Here is a 15738-nt window from a genome sequence, read left to right on the forward strand (position 1 = left end):
GAGCCGATGACCACGACGTGCGGGAATCCGGGAGGGGCGCTGCGCATGGAGGACATCGGCTGGGACACGGACGCGGCGCAATGGCTGAACCCACCGCCGGAAGCGGTGCGCGAGCCGGCGGCGACGGGCGGTGGCACGCTGGTCGTCACGGCCGCCGAAGGGAGTGACTTCTGGCGGCGGACCAGTTACGGCTTCGACCGGGACACCGGCCACGCGCTGCTGACGCCCTTCCCCGCGGACTCGGCCGTCGAGGTCTCCTTCATCGCCGCTTTCGACGCACTGTACGACCAGGCCGGGGTGATGGTGCGGGTGGACGAGCGTACATGGATCAAGGCCGGGGTGGAGATGAGCGACGGCGCGCCGCAGTTGGGTGCGGTGGTCACCCGTGAGTGGTCGGACTGGTCGCTGGCTCCCGTGCCGTCCTGGGTGGGCCGCGAGGTCACGGTGCGCGTCAGCCGCAGTGGTGACGCGCTGACCGTACGGGCGCGGCGTGAACAGGAGCCGTGGCGCATGGTGCGGCTGGCGCCCCTCGACCCGGACGCGACGGCGGCCGCGGGGCCGTTCTGCTGCGCGCCGCAGCGGGCCGGTCTGCGGGTACGGTTCACCCGCTTCGCGACGGGCCCGGCCGATGCGTCCCTCCACTGAGCGCCCGCCGCGCCACCCCGGACCGCGTCAGGCGTCGGCCAGGGACAGCAGCTTGGTCACCGTGTTCCAGTTGCGGGCCGTGGCCGTCACGCCGAGCCGGGCGCGGGACACGGCATCGGCGAGCTTGGAGCGGCCGACTCCGTCCGGGCACCACAGGTACAGGTCGCGGCCGATCAGCCGCAGCCGGTCCGGGGCGTAGGCGTCGGAATCCAGCGCCGCCAGCGGGGCCACGTCGGCGGGAATGTCGGACAGAAACGTCACATGCAGGGTCTTCGGCTCCGCCTCCGCCTGCGGGAAGGGATTGGCCGCGACGGTGGCGGCCAGCTCGTCACGCGTACGGACCAGCACCGGAACGGGGAAGCCCAGCTCGTCGGCGATCCGCGCCTCGATGCGGCGCGCGGTCTCCGCGGGGGGCGTGCCCGGGTCGGCGAAGACGATGTTGCCGGTCTGCAGGAGCACCGTGACGTCGGTGTGGCCCAGTGACGCGAACAGCTCGCGCTGCCGTGCCATGGGGAACTTCTTGTTGCCCCCGACGTTGATGCCGCGGAGCAGGGCTACCTGGCGGGACATGGCAGATATGCGTCTTTCGGTCGGGAGGAGCGAGCGGACAGCGGGCGCGGGGGGAGCCGAGGGAACCGGGGCGAGAGGGCATCGGCGTGACCGGGAGAGGGCAGCGGTACGGGGCGAGGCCAGCGGTACGGGTACGAGGGCCCGGCCGCCGTCAGAAGAGAGGCTGCGGGAGGACGCCCTCCAGGGCCAGCAGCCGGCGTTTGGTCTCCAGGCCACCGCCGAATCCCCCGATACCGCCGTCGCTGGCCACCACCCGGTGGCAGGGCACGACGACCGGCAGCGGGTTGGAGCCCATGGCCGCTCCCACCGCACGGGCGGCGCCCGGCTCACCGACCCGGTCGGCGAGATCCTGGTAACCGACCACCGTGCCGTACGCGACGTCGGCGGCCAGCGCACGCAGTACCCGCTCGTTGAAGCCCGGAGACCCCGAGGACCCGGAGGTCCCCGAGGACAGGGACCAGTCCAGGGGGACGGTAAAGGTGTGCAGACCGCCGTCGAAATACCGGGTCAGCTCGTCGGCCGCCGCGGCCAGGTGGGGTATCTCCGGGACCGGTTCCCGGCCGAAGGCCAGCCGGAGACGGCTCAGCGTCCGGTGGGTGGTGCGCTCGTCGGCGTGGAAGCCGACCAGCGCGAGTCCTTCGCGGGTCGCCGCGAGCAGCAACGGTCCGATGGGGGTGTCCAGCACGCGCCAGGCCCAATCGGCCCGCTGATCACGCTCTGCGTTCATCACGGCATCAGCCTATGGCCTGCCACTGACAACGCCCCCGGAGCCGGGTCCAGGGGCGTTGCCGACAGCGACAGGGGGGCCAAGCGACACCGGGGCCGACCGCCGTCCTGGCGGCCCTCGCCTAGCGGCCCTCGCCCTCCAAAGCGTCGCGGACGACGTCCGGCTTGTTGCTGATGATGCCGTTCACGCCCCGTCCGGCGGCCTTGACCGCGTCGGCGGCGGTGTCGACGGTCCAGGTGAAGACCTCCAGCGGCCGGCCGTGCGGTCCCTTGACCTTGTGCACGGACGCGACGTAACCGGCGTCGATGGACTTGTACTGCGGGTTGATCTGGTCGGCGAAGGCCGCGTACTTGGGCAGCTCGGCGACGGCGGGCGTGCCGAGGAAGCCCGTCTTGACGTCGGAGCGCAGGCTGTGGACCTTCTTGACCGAGCCGGCGTCGAAGCTCTGCACGATCAGCCGGTGCTTGACGTGGTGGCGGTCCAGCCAGCCGTCCTCGCGCAGCTCCTTGAGGACCTGCCGCTCGATGCCGGGGTAGAGCTCGGGTGCTTTGATCTCCAGCAGCAGCTTCTGGCCGTTGTCCTCTACCGCGTCCATATAGTCCTCCAGCGTCGGCACCCGCTCGCCGGCGAACTTCGGGCCGAACCAACTGCCGGCGTCCAGCTTCTCGATCTCCGCGAGCGTGAAGTCGGCGACGTTCCAGGGCGCGCGGTCCGGGAAGACCTGCTCGGCGTCGGTCGTCCGGGCGAGCGACGTGTCGTGCACGACGACCAGCTCGCCGTCCTTGGTGCGCTGGACGTCGTTCTCCACCCAGGTGACCCCGAGGCCGGCGGCCGCGTCGACGGCGGCCAGGGTGTTCTCGGGCGCGTAGGCGGAGGCGCCCCGGTGGGCGACGATCTGCACCCCGCGGTGCCCGTCGGCGGCCTGCGCGCCGCCGGCGGGAAGCAGGGACGCGGCCAGGCCCACGAGCGCACCGGCGACAGCGGCGACGGGACGGATACGCATACGAACTCCTAGTGACGACGTGAAGGCGGGCGCGCGCCGGGATCGGGCCCGACCGGTCCGGTCCGTAGCCGGGTACGCGGCCGCCGTCCCGGCATCGGACGGCCGGGAGCGGAGCCGGAACCCCTACGGGGAACACGGTGGAACCGAGGTCGGACGGGCAGAGAGTCGCAGCCGCGATGGACCGGAAGCCAGGCGTTTGATGGACAGAATGTGAATGAGAAGCGTGCGAAGCGTCCTGTTCCGGGATTGTGCCCGCCACGGCGGGCCGCCCGGCCCGGCGCCGCGCACCGCTACCCGTCGGCGGAACCGCTGGTCGGAGCGTTTTCCGGCCGGTTGTCAGTGGGGAGTCGTACGGTTGATTCCATGCGGCCCGTATCCAAGATCGAACGCACGGTGGCACCTTTCGAGGTCGTCAGCCCCTATCAGCCCAGCGGCGACCAGCCGGCGGCCATCGCCGAGCTGGCGCAGCGCGTCAGCGGTGGTGAGAAGGACATCGTCCTGCTCGGCGCGACCGGTACCGGCAAGTCGGCGACCACCGCGTGGATGATCGAGAAGCTGCAGCGGCCCACCCTCGTCATGGCGCCCAACAAGACCCTCGCGGCACAGCTCGCCAACGAGTTCCGCGAGCTGCTGCCCAACAACGCCGTCGAGTACTTCGTCTCGTACTACGACTACTACCAGCCCGAGGCGTACGTCCCGCAGTCGGACACCTACATCGAGAAGGACTCCTCGATCAACGAGGAGGTCGAGCGGCTGCGCCACTCCGCGACGAACTCCCTGCTCACGCGGCGTGACGTGGTCGTGGTCGCCTCGGTCTCCTGCATCTACGGCCTGGGCACGCCCCAGGAGTACGTGGACCGCATGGTGCCGCTCAAGGTCGGTGACGAGATCGACCGCGACCAGTTGCTGCGCCGCTTCGTCGACATCCAGTACACCCGTAACGACATGGCCTTCACCCGCGGCACGTTCCGCGTCCGCGGCGACACCATCGAGATCTTCCCGGTCTACGAGGAACTGGCCGTCCGCATCGAGATGTTCGGCGACGAGATCGAGGCGCTGTCCACGCTCCACCCGCTGACCGGCGAGGTCATCAGCGAGGACGAGCACCTGTACGTCTTCCCCGCCAGCCACTACGTCGCGGGCCCCGAGCGCATGGAGAAGGCCATCGCCGGGATCGAGGCGGAGCTGGCCGAGAGCCTCGCCACGATGGAGAAGCAGGGCAAGCACCTGGAGGCCCAGCGGCTGCGGATGCGGACGACCTACGACATCGAGATGATGCGCCAGGTCGGCTCCTGCTCCGGCATCGAGAACTACTCGATGCACATGGACGACCGCGCCCCCGGCACCGCGCCGAACACCCTCCTGGACTACTTCCCGGACGACTTCCTCCTGGTCATCGACGAGTCGCATGTCACCGTGCCGCAGATCGGCGCGATGTACGAGGGCGACGCCTCCCGCAAGCGCACCCTGGTCGAGCACGGCTTCCGGCTGCCGTCCGCCCTCGACAACCGGCCGCTGAAGTGGGAGGAGTTCCTGGAGCGCGTCGGCCAGACCGTCTACCTGTCGGCGACCCCGGGCTCGTACGAGCTCTCGCGCTCCGACGGCTATGTGGAACAGATCATCCGCCCGACCGGCCTGGTCGACCCCGAGGTGATCGTCAAGTCCACCGAGGGCCAGATCGACGACCTGGTGCACGAGATCCGTACGCGTACGGAGAAGGACGAGCGGGTCCTGGTCACCACCCTCACCAAGAAGATGGCCGAGGACCTCACCGACTACTTCGTCGAACTGGGCATCCAGGTCCGCTACCTGCACAGCGACGTGGACACCCTGCGGCGCGTGGAACTGCTGCGGGAGCTGCGGGCCGGCGAGTACGACGTCCTGGTGGGCATCAACCTGCTGCGGGAGGGCCTCGACCTGCCCGAGGTGTCGCTCGTGGCGATCCTGGACGCCGACAAGGAGGGCTTCCTCCGTTCGGGCACGTCCCTGATCCAGACCATCGGCCGGGCCGCCCGTAACGTCTCCGGCCAGGTCCACATGTACGCGGACAAGATCACCCCGGCGATGCGGAGGGCCATCGACGAGACCAACCGCCGCCGGGAGAAGCAGCTCGCGTACAACAAGGAGAAGGGCATCGACCCGCAGCCCCTCCGCAAGAAGATCGGCGACATCGTCGCGACCCTCGCACGCGAGGAGATCGACACCCAGGAGCTGCTGGGCACCGGCTACCGCAAGGGGGCCGAGGGCAAGGACGCCAAGGGCAAGGCACCGGTGCCCGCGCTGGGCGGCAAGGCGGCCAAGGGCAAGGCCGCGAAGGGCGGCACACCCACCGACCGGCCCGCCGCGGAACTGGCCGAACTCATCGAGGAGATGACCGACCGGATGCGGGCCGCCGCTGCCGAGCTGCAGTTCGAGGTGGCCGCCCGGCTGCGCGACGAGGTGGGCGAACTGAAGAAGGAACTGCGGCAGATGAAGGAGGCGGGGCTGCGCTGAGGGGGTGATGGCGGCGGGGGGGGAGGTGGCGGCGAGAGGGATGACGGTACGGGGGTGATCGCGCCGCCGGGGCGACTGCCGTGAGGGGCAACTGGGTTGGTGCGGCGATGGGGTCGGTGCGGCGGCTGCGGTGGCAGGTCGACTTCGCTGGCCCGGTGGCCCGGTGGCCCGGTGGCCCGGTGGCCCGGTGGCCCGGTGGCCCGGTGGCCCGGTGGCCCGGTGGCCGGGCGGCCCGGTCGATGGGGCGTCGGGTTGACGGGGGCGTGCTGACCGGGTGATCAGGGGCGGACGGCGGGGGTGCCCGTCTGCGCCCCGCCCTCGCCCGCGCCCCCGCCGTACGGCCCGGGCCCGCCCCCGTACCGCTCCGGAAGGGCCCGCCCGGGGCTCCCCGAGCGGGGTGGGCTGTGTTGCAGGAACGCCACAAAGCGCGGGGCAGTCGCGTGCCGGGGGCGGGCCGTGCATAGGGTCGGGGGAGGCCGTCGGGGAGGCGGCCACGGGGAGAACAGAGCGAGAGGGGACGGCACGTGTCGGTCAACTTGTCCAAGGGGCAGGGCATCAGCCTGGCGAAGTCCGACGGGGGGACGCTGACCGCGGTACGGATGGGGCTGGGCTGGCGTTCGGCGCCCCGGCGCGGCCTGTTCGGATCGCGCACCCGGGAGATCGACCTCGACGCCTCGGCGGTGCTGTTCGCCGACAAGCAGCCGATGGACGTCGTCTTCTTCCAGCATCTGATCAGCGACGACGGGTCGGTACGGCACACCGGCGACAACGTGGTCGGCGGCGCGGGCCAGGGCGGGGACGACGAGGCGATCCTCGTCGACCTGTCGCGGGTGCCGGTGCACATCGACCAGATCGTCTTCACCGTGAACTCCTTCACCGGGCAGACCTTCGCCGAGGTGCAGGACGCGTTCTGCCGCCTGGTCGACGAGACCACCGGCCAGGAACTCGCCCGCTACACCCTCACCGGCGGCGGCGACTACACCGCGCAGATCATGAGCAAGGTGCACCGTTCCGGCAACGGCTGGCAGATGACCGCGATCGGCGAACCGTCCGACGGCCGTACGTTCAAGGACGTCGTCCCGGCGATCCTGCCGTACCTGTAAGCACGCACCAGGCCCCGTCGGCGAGCACGGGGCGCACGACATTTCCGGGGGAACGACGATGACGGCCGAGCTTGTCCGCGGGCAGAACCACCCACTGGACCGGACGCGTGTGGAGATCAGGATCGCGGCGGGCGGGCCCGTCGTCGCGGGGGTGACGCTCGCCGACGAGCTGGGCGGCCTCGCGGGTGTCGAAGCGGTCGCCCATCCGGGTGCGCCGCGTCGCGACGGCGTGGAGGTGCCCCGGCAGGCCGCCGCCGAGCACCGGATCGCGGTGGACCTGGATGCCCTGCCCGCCGCCGTGCACCGGGCGAGCGTGCTGCTCGCGCTGCCCGTCGGCATCGGCGGCCCGGCGGTCTTCGGCGCGGCGGCGGCACCGCTCGTCGCCGTCACGGGCCTGGACGGTACGGAGCTGGCCAGCTACACGCTCGTCGACCTCGACGCCGAGACCGCCGTCGTGGCGGTGGAGCTGTACCGCAGGCAGGGCGCCTGGAAGGTGCGGGCCGTGGGGCAGGGGTACGCGGGCGGGCTCGCCGCACTGTTCCAGGACCAGGGCCTGCCGCAGGCCACGAGCGCGGGACTGGCCGCGGAGATCCAGGAGGCGGTACGCAGCGGCCACGCGCGTTCGGTACCGGTCCCCGCCGCGTCGCCCGGCCCAGTCGCGTCGTCCAGCCCTGCCGGGGCGCCTGGCCCCACCGGCTCCACCGCAGCGTCCGCCCCCGCCGAGCCGCCCGCCCCCGTCGACTACCGGCACCCCAAACGCCGTACCTCGAACCCGCCCCTGCCCCCGCAACCGCGCCAGGCCACCCCCACGACCCCACCGCCCACACCTACCCCACCCACATCCGCTCCCACACCCGCCCCCACACCCACCACGCCCCCCTCAGGCGACGCACAGCCCGCCGCCCCGGTAGCCGGTGACGCCGCCGGCCGTACTCCGGAAGAGCGGCTCTACAACCAGGTCTGGGGCATGTTCGAGGACCTGGCGCGGACGGTCGCCGCCTACCGCAGCGCCATGGACTTCGCCCAGTCCCGCCTGGCGAAGGAACTGGACGCCGTCAACGCCGACCCCCGCAACCGCATGGGAGCGGCCGCCGAAGCGGCGCGTGCCGCCGCACACGACAAGCACGCCCGTCTCGCGGCCCAGGCCCGCGAGGTGCTCGACCGCGACCTCGGCCAGCTCACCGCCGAGGCCGAGGTCGTCGAGCCCGCCCTGCCCCCGGCCTTCGCCTCCTGGAGCAGCCCTGTCTGGCAGGGCTACCGGCCGCCGGAGGAGTACCCGACGGCGGTGCGGCTCGGTGACCTGCGCCTGCCGGAGTGCCCTGACCTGCGTATCCCCATGCTCGTACGGCTGCCGATGACCCGCGGCCTGTGGATCGACAGCGGGCGGCCGGAGACGTTCGCCGGCGCGGAGACGGCCGACGGCGCGTTCGGGAGCAGCTTCGGCCTCGACGGTCTTGACGGACTCGACGGCCTGGCCGGGGGCTCGGACGGGGCCGGGCCGCTCGACGAGGCCGAGGTGCGGCGCCGGGCGGTCGACACGGCCGTCACGCTCGCCGCCCGCCTGCTGGCCGTCCATCCGGTCGGCGAACTCACCGTCCACGTCATCGACCCCGCCGGCTCGGCGACGCCCGCTCTGGCCCCGCTGCTGGAGACGGGCGCGCTCCGCGAACCCCCGGCCACCGGCGCGCAGGGGGTGACCGCGGTGCTCGGCGAACTGACCCGGCGCGTGGACCTCGTCCAGATGGCGGTCCGCAACCAGGCGGCGGAAGCCCTGCCGCCGGACCTGGACACCGCCGAGCAACTGCTGATCGTCCACGACTTCCCGCACGGTTTCGACGACCGCGCCGTCAACCAGCTCCGCTATCTGGCGGACGAGGGCCCGTCGGTCGGCGTGCACCTGCTGATGGTCGCCGACCGGGCCGAGGCCCGGGAGTACGGGCCGGTACTGGACCCGCTGTGGCGTTCCCTGCTGCGCGTGACGCCGGTGCCGGACGCCCACCTCGCCGACCCCTGGGTCGGGCACGCCTGGACGTACGAACCGTCGCGCGTGCCGGACGGCAGCCGGGTGCTGCGCAAGGTTCTGGGCGACCTGGGGGAGGCCCGCCGCTCGCAGGACCACAGCCGGTCCCGCGAAGGCTGAACCCGGCCTGACCGCGGACGAACCGACCACCGCCGGGGCGGAGGAACCGGCGGAACGAGCCGACCCCGTGCCTCCGCCCCGCGCCGCCTCCACCCCGCCCCGCCTCGATCAAGCCCCCCACGCCCCGCCCACGATCAAGCTCCCACCACCTCCCCTCACCCTCCCGCACCCCCACCTGACCAGCGCATTTACCCAACTCTTTACTATCCATTGCCCTTCCTTTACTCTTGTGGTGCGGAGGGGAGTATTCCTGCGCGACGTCCCCGTCATCACGGATCGCACCACTGACGAGATCCCGGGGCGTCGGCCCGTCTCGGAGAGCGCGGCACCAGCGCTCTCGGGTGGAAGAGACCTCCGGCAGCGACGACGCTGTTAGTGCCGTACGACTCTGCCGGAGGAGCAGTGGACGTTTCCCTGACCCTGTGGGTGCTGACCATCGTCGGTCTGTGCGCCCTGATCACCGCCGATTTCTTCATCGGCGGCCGAAAACCGCACGAGGTCTCCCTCAAGGAGGCCGGCATCTGGACCGCCGTGTGGATCGCCCTCGCCGCGCTCTTCGGCCTCGGGCTGCTCGTCTTCGGCGGCGGACAGCCGGCCGGCGAGTTCTTCGCGGGCTTCATCACCGAGAAGTCGCTGAGCGTCGACAACCTCTTCGTCTTCGTGCTGATCATGGCGAAGTTCGCGGTGCCGACGATCTACCAGCAGCGGGTGCTGATGGTCGGTGTGCTGATAGCGCTCGTGCTGCGCGCCGGGTTCATCGGCGCGGGCGCCGCGATCATCGCCAACTTCTCGTGGGTCTTCTACATCTTCGGCGCGTTCCTCATCTGGACGGCCTGGAAGCTCATCAAGGAGGCCAGGGCGGAGGAGCAGGACGAGGAGTTCGAGGAGAACCGCTTCCTGAAGATGGTCGAGAAGCGGTTCCCGTCGACCGACAAGTACCACGGCACCAAGCTGTTCGTCGTCGAGAACGGCAGGCGCCTGATGACGCCGATGCTGATCGTCATGCTGGCGATCGGCACCACCGACGTGCTGTTCGCGCTGGACTCGATCCCGGCGATCTTCGGCCTCACCCAGGACCCGTACATCGTCTTCACCGCCAACGCCTTCGCCCTGATGGGTCTGCGGCAGTTGTACTTCCTCATCGGCGGTCTGCTGAAGAAGCTGGTGCACCTCTCCTACGGCCTGTCGATCATCCTCGGCTTCATCGGTGTGAAGCTGGTGCTGCACGCCCTGCACGAGTCGGGGGTGAGCGTCCCGGAGATCAGCATCCCGGTCTCGCTCGGCGTGATCTGCGCCGTCCTCGTGGTCACGACGATCACGAGTCTGCGGGCCTCGAAGAAGCAGGCCCGTGCGGAGGCGGCGGCCGCCGGGACGAAGGAAGATGCCAAGGGCGCCAAAGATGCCAAAGACGCCGTGGACGTCTGACCGGCTGTCCTGAGGGGCGGTCGTACCGCCCCGGCGCGTTCGAGGAGGTCTCGCGGGTGCACCGCGGGGCCTCCCTCGCGCGCTACGGGCATATGCGGAGGTCACATATGCACCCTGCGTACGCCCGCACTCCCACGACCCCGTACAGTGCGCGCATCGTTGGTCGCGCGCCCGGAGGGAGCCCGACGCCTCACCGGCCTCGGCCCGTCCGGCGCGCACTGTCCCTAGGGGGGACCATGCGTCATCACACCAAGGCGGCCGCCGCGGCCGCACTCGCGATAGCCACGGCGGTCGGCGGACTCGCCACGGCGGCACCGGCGTCCGCCGCCGGCTCCGTACACCTGACGAAGATCTACTACAACAGCCCCGGCAGCGACAACGGCTCCAACGCCAGCCTCAACGCCGAGTATGTGCAGATCAAGAACTCCACCTCGCGCGCCGTCAGCCTCAAGGGCTGGAAGCTGACCGACGCCTCCCGGCACACGTACACCTTCGGTACGTACAGCCTGGGCGCGGGGAAGACCGTGACGGTGCACACCGGCAAGGGGCGCGACACGGCGGCCCACCGCTACCAGAACCGCCGTGCCTACGTGTGGAACAACACCAAGGACACGGCGACCCTCAAGAAGCCGTCCGGCGCGCGCGTCGACAGTTGCAGCTACAACAACGCACGCCGCGCCTTCGTGAACTGCTGACGGAGCGGCCACCCGCACCCGTCCGCGGTGCATTGGACGGAACGGCCGCCCGCACCGGTCCGCTGACCGGGCGGGCGGCCGCCGTCCGTCCGGTCCGTCACCAGCCGCGTGCGCGCCACTCGGCGAGGTGCGGGCGCTCCGCGCCCAGCGTGGTGTCCGAGCCGTGCCCCGGGTAGACCCACGTCTCGTCGGGAAGCTGGTCGAAGAGCTTGGCCGAGACGTCGTCGAGGAGGCTGGCGAACTGCTCCGGGTCGTTCCAGGTGTTGCCGACGCCGCCCGGGAAGAGGCAGTCGCCGGTGAAGACGTGCGGGTGCCCGTGCGGGTCGTCGTAGATCAGCGCGATGCTGCCCGGCGTGTGGCCGACCAGGTGGCGGGCGGTCAGCCGGACCTCGCCGACGGTGATGGTGTCACCGTCCTCGACGGGCACGTCGGTCGGTACGGGGATGCCTTCGGCGTCGTACCGGCCCGCGTACGTACGGGCGCCCGTCGCGTCCACGACCTCGCGCAGCGCGCCCCAGTGGTCGCCGTGCCGATGGGTGGTCACCACGGAGGCGATGCCGCTGTCGCCGATCAGGTTGAGCAGGGTGGCCGGCTCGGCGGCGGCGTCGATGAGCAACTGCTCGTCCGTCGCCCGGCAGCGCAGCAGGTAGGCGTTGTTGTCCATGGGGCCGACCGCGACCTTGGAGATCATCAGGTCGGCCAGCTCGTGCACGTCGGCCGGTCCGCCGACCTTCACTGCTCCCGTGTAACTCATGGCCCCACCCTAAAGCGGCGGAAGGGCCGGAAGGGGGCCGCCCCGGGTGTCGAGGCCGGTGCCTTTGGCCCGGCCGGTGAGCCAGCCGACCAGTTCGGTGGGCGACCCGGACACCACCAGATACGGGACGCCCCCGGTGTCCTCGGTGACCCTGCCCGTGTGCTCCGTACGGCCGGTCCGCCAGCGCCGCCCGTCGGGGGTCCGCAGTTCCACGGCCGGTACGTCGACGTGCCCCGCGAACTTCTTCCCCGTCAGAAAGGCCAGTGCCGCGTCGACGAAGGCCGTCGGCAACTGCTCGATGCCGTAACCGACCCCGAGGTCGATCCGGTGCAGCTCGACCTCGGTCAGCCGGCGGAACGGCAGCCGGGCGGCGCGTTCCAGGACGCCGTTGCGCATCTCCAGCTCGTACTGCCGGCGGGCGGGCGGCAGCGCCGCCGCTGCCGCGTCGAAGCGCTCGGCGCTGGACCGCAGGTCGTCCAGGTGCACGGCGAGCGGCCGGTCGGCGCCTTCGGCGATGTCGGCGTTGCGGGCCTCGGCACTCGCGTACATCGGGGTACGGATGCCGGTACGGGCCCAGGTCAGCAGGTTGACGAGGGCGTCGGCGTTGCGTGCTACATGGGCGAGCAGATGGCCACGGGTCCAGTCGGGCAGCAGTGACGGTTCTCCGATCGCCTCGTCGTCCAACTTGCCCACGTCGACGAGCAGTCGGTCGGTCGCCTCACGGACGGAGGCGGTGTCCTGTGCGAAACCCGGTGTGGAGTCGGGCACGTTGTCGGTCATGGTCCGAAGCTAGCGCCGCGGCGGCGTCTGCGGGAGTCGGCCTGCACGGATCCGGGCGTACGCGGGAGGGCGCACGCGGGCGGCGCACGCGGCGCGGGGGCGGCTCGCGGGCCTGGCCGGGCCGGTGGAAAGCCGGTCCGGCCAGAGCCTCAGAGCCTTAGCAGCTCAGAGCCGCAGCGCCGCGTCCGTCACCCGGCCGCCCCGTCAGGAGCACCGAACCACCGCCGCAACGCGTCGTCGAGGGTGCCCGGTTCGGCTGTCGTGGAGGTATCGGTGGCTGCCGTCCGGGTGGCCGTCGCCGTACCGGTCGTACGGCCCGGAGCGGCACCCGCGCCCCCGGACACCACAGCCTCGCCGGAACCGGACCCGGACCCGGCCTCGGACCCTGACCCGGCCTCGGCACCCACCCCCTCCCCGTCCCGCCACGCCCCCGTACCGGCGGCCCAAGCCGTGATCCCGTCCGGCCGTACCAGCAGCCCGGCCAGCTCCGGACGGCTCGGGCAGCGGCCGGTCACCACGCGCACCCGCCCCGCGTACCCGGAGGCGTACTCCGCGGCCTGCCGGGCCGTCTCCGGGTCGTCGGAGAGGACGAGCAGCAGCCCCTGCCCGTCCCGGAGGTGGCCGGCGAGCCTGCTGCCGTCGGCCAGTTCCAGGTCGGGGGCGCTGCGGCCGGTCAGCGGGTGGTCGCCGGGCAGGTCGTAGCCCTGCCAGACGCCGGAGATCTTCTTGACGAAGTAGGTGGTGCCGGTGACGGTGCCGATCAGGTCGCGGACCACCTCGCGCAGCGCGCGGGCGTGCGGCTCCGGCCGCATCATCGCGATCTGGGCGCGGGTCCACTCCAGCACCCACGCGCCGATCGGGTGCCGCTCGGCGGTGTAGGTGTCCAGCAGCCCTTCCGGGGCGTGGCCGTGGATCGTCGCGGCCAGCTTCCAGCCCAGGTTCATCGCGTCCCCGATGCCCAGGTTCAGCCCTTGGCCGCCGAACGGCGAGTGCACATGCGCCGCGTCGCCGGACAGCAGGACGCGCCCGGAGCGGTAGTCGGGGACCTGCCGGGCGTTGTCGGTGAAGCGGGTGGCGGTGAGCACCTTGGTGATCGTGACGTCGGTTCCCGAGGTCCTGCGCAGGCTGGTCTGCAACTCCTCCAGGGTGACGGGGGCGTCGCGGTCGGCGGGCGGGCCGTCGAACTCGACGGTGAGGATGCGGCCGGGCAGCGGGCCGTGGGCGTAGATGCCGGTCGCCGTCTCGTTCCAGCCCGCGCCGAGCTTTTCGGACCCGGTCAGCTCCACCAGCGCCTGGTGGCCGGTGATCTCCGGGGCGGTGCCGGGGAACGGGAAACCCGCGAGCCGGCGGACCGTACTGCGTCCGCCGTCGCAGCCGACCAGCCAGCCGGCCCGGAGGGCTTCTCTGGCCGCCTCTCCACTCGGGTGGCCGTCCTGGGCGCTGCCCGCGCCGCCGGCCCCCGCGACCGGGCGCAGGTGCACCGTCACGCCGTCGTCCGCCGTGTCGAAGCCGGTCAGTTCCACTCCGCGGCGCAGTACGACGCCGAGTTCGGCGGCGCGTTCGGCGAGCAGCCGTTCCAGCGCCAACTGCGGTACCAGCCCGACGTCACCGGCCGGTCCGGCGTCGTGGAAGCCGGGGTCGGACGCGTCCAGAAGCTCGGCGGGCAGCATGATCCCCCCGAAGTGCCCGGCGAACTTCGGCGCCGCGCGCACGGGCGTCGCCCCGGCCGCCTGCCGCTGCCGCATGAAGGAACCGAAGTGGCCGAGCGCCTCCTTCTGCACCTCGGCGAGCGCGGGCAGCAGCCCGCGGCGGTAGAAGGCTTCCGCGCTGGGCGTGTTGACGGCCGCCGCCTTGATCGTCTCGTCCGGTGCGGTCAGCCGCTCCAGTACGACGACGCGCACCCGGCGCAGGGCGAGTTCGCAGGCGAGCATCAGTCCTACGGGGCCGGCGCCCGCGATCACCACGTCCGGGCGGGGGTCCGTGTGGTCCTTGCTGCCAGTGGTCTCCATGTCCATGCGGCAAAGTGTAGTCACTAAAAATTTATTTCGGCTAAAATTTTGGTCATGGCTGACGGTACGGAGAAGAGCGGGCGGCGCGGCGGGTCGCGGGCGGCCGCGGACGGTGGCGGGCTCTCGCTGCGCGAGCTCAAGAAGATCCGGACCCGCGAACGGATCTCCGGCGAGGCGACCCGGCTGTTCGTCGAGCGCGGCTTCGACCACGTCACGGTCGCCGAGGTCGCCCGCGCCGCCGAGGTCTCGACGATGACGGTCTTCAACTACTTCCCCCGCAAGGAGGACCTCTTCCTCGACCGCGTCCCCGAGATCGTGGAGCTGGTGACGCGCGCCGTACGGGAGCGGGGCGAGGGATGCTCGCCCTTGGAGGCGCTGCAGAATCTCGCGCTCGGCCTGCTGGAGCAGCGGCATCCGCTCGCCGGGGTGGGGGAGTGGGTCGGCTACTGGTGGCGGGTGCTGGTCGAGTCGCCGGCGTTGATGGCGCGCGGGCGTGAGGCGCTGGAGGAGTTCGAGGGCACGCTCGCCGGGCTGTTCGCGGAGGCCGAGGGAGCCGGGCCGGACGCGTACGGGCCGAAGCTGGCCGCGGCGCTGACCGTGGCCGGGTACCGCTCCGTGTACGCGACGGTCGTCCGGCGGCAGCTCGCGGGCGTCCCGGTCGAGGAGATCGCCGCGGAAGAGGGGGAGCTGCTGCGGCACACGTTCGAGATGCTGTCACGGGTGGTGCGGACGGGGCCGCCGGTGCGCGAGTCCTGAGCGCTGGAGGCGGACCGGCGGCCTGAGCGCAATAACCCGGCAGTCTGAGCGCGGGAAGCTGGCGGCCTGATCGCCGGAACCTGACCGCCCGGACGATCAGGGAGCCCTGCGCCCCGGACGATCAAGGAGCCCTGCCCCGCCCGGACGATCAAGAAGCCCTGTGCCCCGGACGGTCGAGGAGCACGAGGAGCTGGGCGCCCGACGGCCGGCCCGTCCTCGGCACACACGGCACGTATCCAAAATCGAACAACACCCACCCCGCCCGTGACTTCGGACACCTTCACTCCGCCGCCGGTTTCCCGCCCCGACGGCCCCGGTACCGGAGGGAACCGGGACCGCCGGACGGGCGTGGCTGAAGGGGGGTACGGCCTGTGGATGATCGCTAGGAAGAGACGCGGGCCGCCGTGCGTTGAGATCAGCGACCACACGTTCGGGTGAAGCGGTGCGACAGACCCCGTAATTCGAATGCGCGTGCTATAGGCTCGTGTGTGGCATCAATAAGACATCGCCGCGGCAGCCCCCATACCCTGGGGCGGGGGCTCGCCCAGCTTCCGTGCCCACCAGGCTCGGCGCCCGGACGACCGGGTCGCCCGACCGTGGCCGTCAGGGCCGCACGTAGCTGGGCCGCGGCCTCCCGC

13 protein-coding genes are annotated in these 15738 nt (G+C 71.7%); 7 read left to right on the plus strand and 6 right to left on the minus strand.

Annotation, left to right across the window (positions count from 1 at the left end; all coding sequences use genetic code 11):
- Positions 1 to 45: 45 nt before the first annotated feature.
- Entirely contained in the window at positions 46 to 645 is a 600-nt protein-coding gene (locus EJG53_RS31190) for a DUF1349 domain-containing protein (RefSeq protein ID WP_125049715.1), read from the plus strand.
- 27 nt (positions 646 to 672) lie between these two features.
- Here the strand turns inward: EJG53_RS31190 and EJG53_RS31195 are convergent, their stop codons facing one another.
- The 3 genes from EJG53_RS31195 to EJG53_RS31205 all read right to left on the minus strand — a co-directional run bounded on the left by EJG53_RS31195 (position 673) and on the right by EJG53_RS31205 (position 2945).
- On the minus strand, positions 673 to 1215 hold the full coding sequence (locus tag EJG53_RS31195) for a DUF1697 domain-containing protein (RefSeq protein ID WP_125047724.1): 543 nt from the start codon (positions 1213 to 1215) through the stop codon (positions 673 to 675).
- A gap of 151 nt (positions 1216 to 1366) precedes the next feature.
- Positions 1367 to 1942, minus strand: a complete 576-nt coding sequence (locus tag EJG53_RS31200) for a methylated-DNA--[protein]-cysteine S-methyltransferase (protein WP_125049716.1) — start codon at positions 1940 to 1942, stop codon at positions 1367 to 1369.
- A 121-nt stretch (positions 1943 to 2063) separates the two neighbouring features.
- Positions 2064 to 2945 (minus strand): glycerophosphodiester phosphodiesterase, encoded by an 882-nt coding sequence (locus tag EJG53_RS31205; protein ID WP_125047726.1) that lies wholly within the window; start codon positions 2943 to 2945, stop codon positions 2064 to 2066.
- A 363-nt stretch (positions 2946 to 3308) separates the two neighbouring features.
- Between EJG53_RS31205 and uvrB the strand changes: the two genes are divergently transcribed.
- The 5 genes from uvrB (at position 3309) to EJG53_RS31230 (ending at position 10801) form a co-directional block, all read left to right on the plus strand.
- Complete coding sequence (gene uvrB, locus EJG53_RS31210; protein WP_125047728.1) at positions 3309 to 5438, plus strand: excinuclease ABC subunit UvrB; 2130 nt, start codon at positions 3309 to 3311, stop codon at positions 5436 to 5438.
- A 524-nt stretch (positions 5439 to 5962) separates the two neighbouring features.
- On the plus strand, positions 5963 to 6541 hold the full coding sequence (locus EJG53_RS31215) for a TerD family protein (protein ID WP_031003749.1): 579 nt from the start codon (positions 5963 to 5965) through the stop codon (positions 6539 to 6541).
- A 58-nt stretch (positions 6542 to 6599) separates the two neighbouring features.
- The gene (locus EJG53_RS31220; protein WP_125047729.1) at positions 6600 to 8681 is read left to right on the plus strand and encodes a TerD family protein; all 2082 of its coding nucleotides are present in this window, start codon (positions 6600 to 6602) and stop codon (positions 8679 to 8681) included.
- 402 nt (positions 8682 to 9083) lie between these two features.
- A complete protein-coding gene (locus tag EJG53_RS31225) occupies positions 9084 to 10106 on the plus strand; it encodes a TerC family protein (protein ID WP_125047730.1) in 1023 nt (340 codons plus the stop codon).
- A gap of 236 nt (positions 10107 to 10342) precedes the next feature.
- Positions 10343 to 10801: a lamin tail domain-containing protein gene (locus EJG53_RS31230; protein ID WP_031007167.1), complete on the plus strand. Its 459-nt coding sequence runs from the start codon at positions 10343 to 10345 to the stop codon at positions 10799 to 10801.
- Positions 10802 to 10898: 97 nt separating this feature from the next.
- Here EJG53_RS31230 and EJG53_RS31235 read toward each other — a convergent pair whose 3' ends face one another.
- From EJG53_RS31235 to EJG53_RS31245, 3 genes are all read right to left on the minus strand, one after another.
- Positions 10899 to 11555, minus strand: coding sequence for an MBL fold metallo-hydrolase (locus EJG53_RS31235; RefSeq protein WP_125047732.1), 657 nt, complete (start codon positions 11553 to 11555; stop codon positions 10899 to 10901).
- A gap of 9 nt (positions 11556 to 11564) precedes the next feature.
- Complete coding sequence (locus EJG53_RS31240; protein WP_125047734.1) at positions 11565 to 12335, minus strand: maleylpyruvate isomerase family mycothiol-dependent enzyme; 771 nt, start codon at positions 12333 to 12335, stop codon at positions 11565 to 11567.
- A gap of 188 nt (positions 12336 to 12523) precedes the next feature.
- Complete coding sequence (locus EJG53_RS31245) at positions 12524 to 14350, minus strand: FAD-dependent oxidoreductase (RefSeq protein WP_125047736.1); 1827 nt, start codon at positions 14348 to 14350, stop codon at positions 12524 to 12526.
- A 48-nt stretch (positions 14351 to 14398) separates the two neighbouring features.
- Here EJG53_RS31245 and EJG53_RS31250 point away from each other — a divergent pair, with 48 nt between their 5' ends.
- The gene (locus EJG53_RS31250; protein WP_125047738.1) at positions 14399 to 15100 is read left to right on the plus strand and encodes a TetR/AcrR family transcriptional regulator; all 702 of its coding nucleotides are present in this window, start codon (positions 14399 to 14401) and stop codon (positions 15098 to 15100) included.
- The last annotated feature ends 638 nt before the right edge of the window (positions 15101 to 15738 follow it).

The organism is Streptomyces chrestomyceticus JCM 4735 (genome assembly GCF_003865135.1).
GTDB lineage: Bacteria > Actinomycetota > Actinomycetes > Streptomycetales > Streptomycetaceae > Streptomyces > Streptomyces chrestomyceticus.

Excerpts from the sequence above, each read along its gene's own strand:
- EJG53_RS31195 (WP_125047724.1), bottom strand. The coding sequence starts at position 1,215 with ATGTCCCGCCAGGTAGCCCTGCTCCGCGGCATCAACGTCGGGGGCAAC.
- EJG53_RS31230 (WP_031007167.1), top strand. The coding sequence starts at position 10,343 with ATGCGTCATCACACCAAGGCGGCCGCCGCGGCCGCACTCGCGATAGCC.
- EJG53_RS31190 (WP_125049715.1), top strand. The coding sequence starts at position 46 with ATGGAGGACATCGGCTGGGACACGGACGCGGCGCAATGGCTGAACCCA.
- uvrB (WP_125047728.1), top strand. The coding sequence starts at position 3,309 with ATGCGGCCCGTATCCAAGATCGAACGCACGGTGGCACCTTTCGAGGTC.
- EJG53_RS31200 (WP_125049716.1), bottom strand. The coding sequence starts at position 1,942 with ATGAACGCAGAGCGTGATCAGCGGGCCGATTGGGCCTGGCGCGTGCTG.
- EJG53_RS31240 (WP_125047734.1), bottom strand. The coding sequence starts at position 12,335 with ATGACCGACAACGTGCCCGACTCCACACCGGGTTTCGCACAGGACACC.
- EJG53_RS31205 (WP_125047726.1), bottom strand. The coding sequence starts at position 2,945 with ATGCGTATCCGTCCCGTCGCCGCTGTCGCCGGTGCGCTCGTGGGCCTG.
- EJG53_RS31235 (WP_125047732.1), bottom strand. The coding sequence starts at position 11,555 with ATGAGTTACACGGGAGCAGTGAAGGTCGGCGGACCGGCCGACGTGCAC.
- EJG53_RS31250 (WP_125047738.1), top strand. The coding sequence starts at position 14,399 with ATGGCTGACGGTACGGAGAAGAGCGGGCGGCGCGGCGGGTCGCGGGCG.
- EJG53_RS31245 (WP_125047736.1), bottom strand. The coding sequence starts at position 14,350 with ATGGACATGGAGACCACTGGCAGCAAGGACCACACGGACCCCCGCCCG.
- EJG53_RS31220 (WP_125047729.1), top strand. The coding sequence starts at position 6,600 with ATGACGGCCGAGCTTGTCCGCGGGCAGAACCACCCACTGGACCGGACG.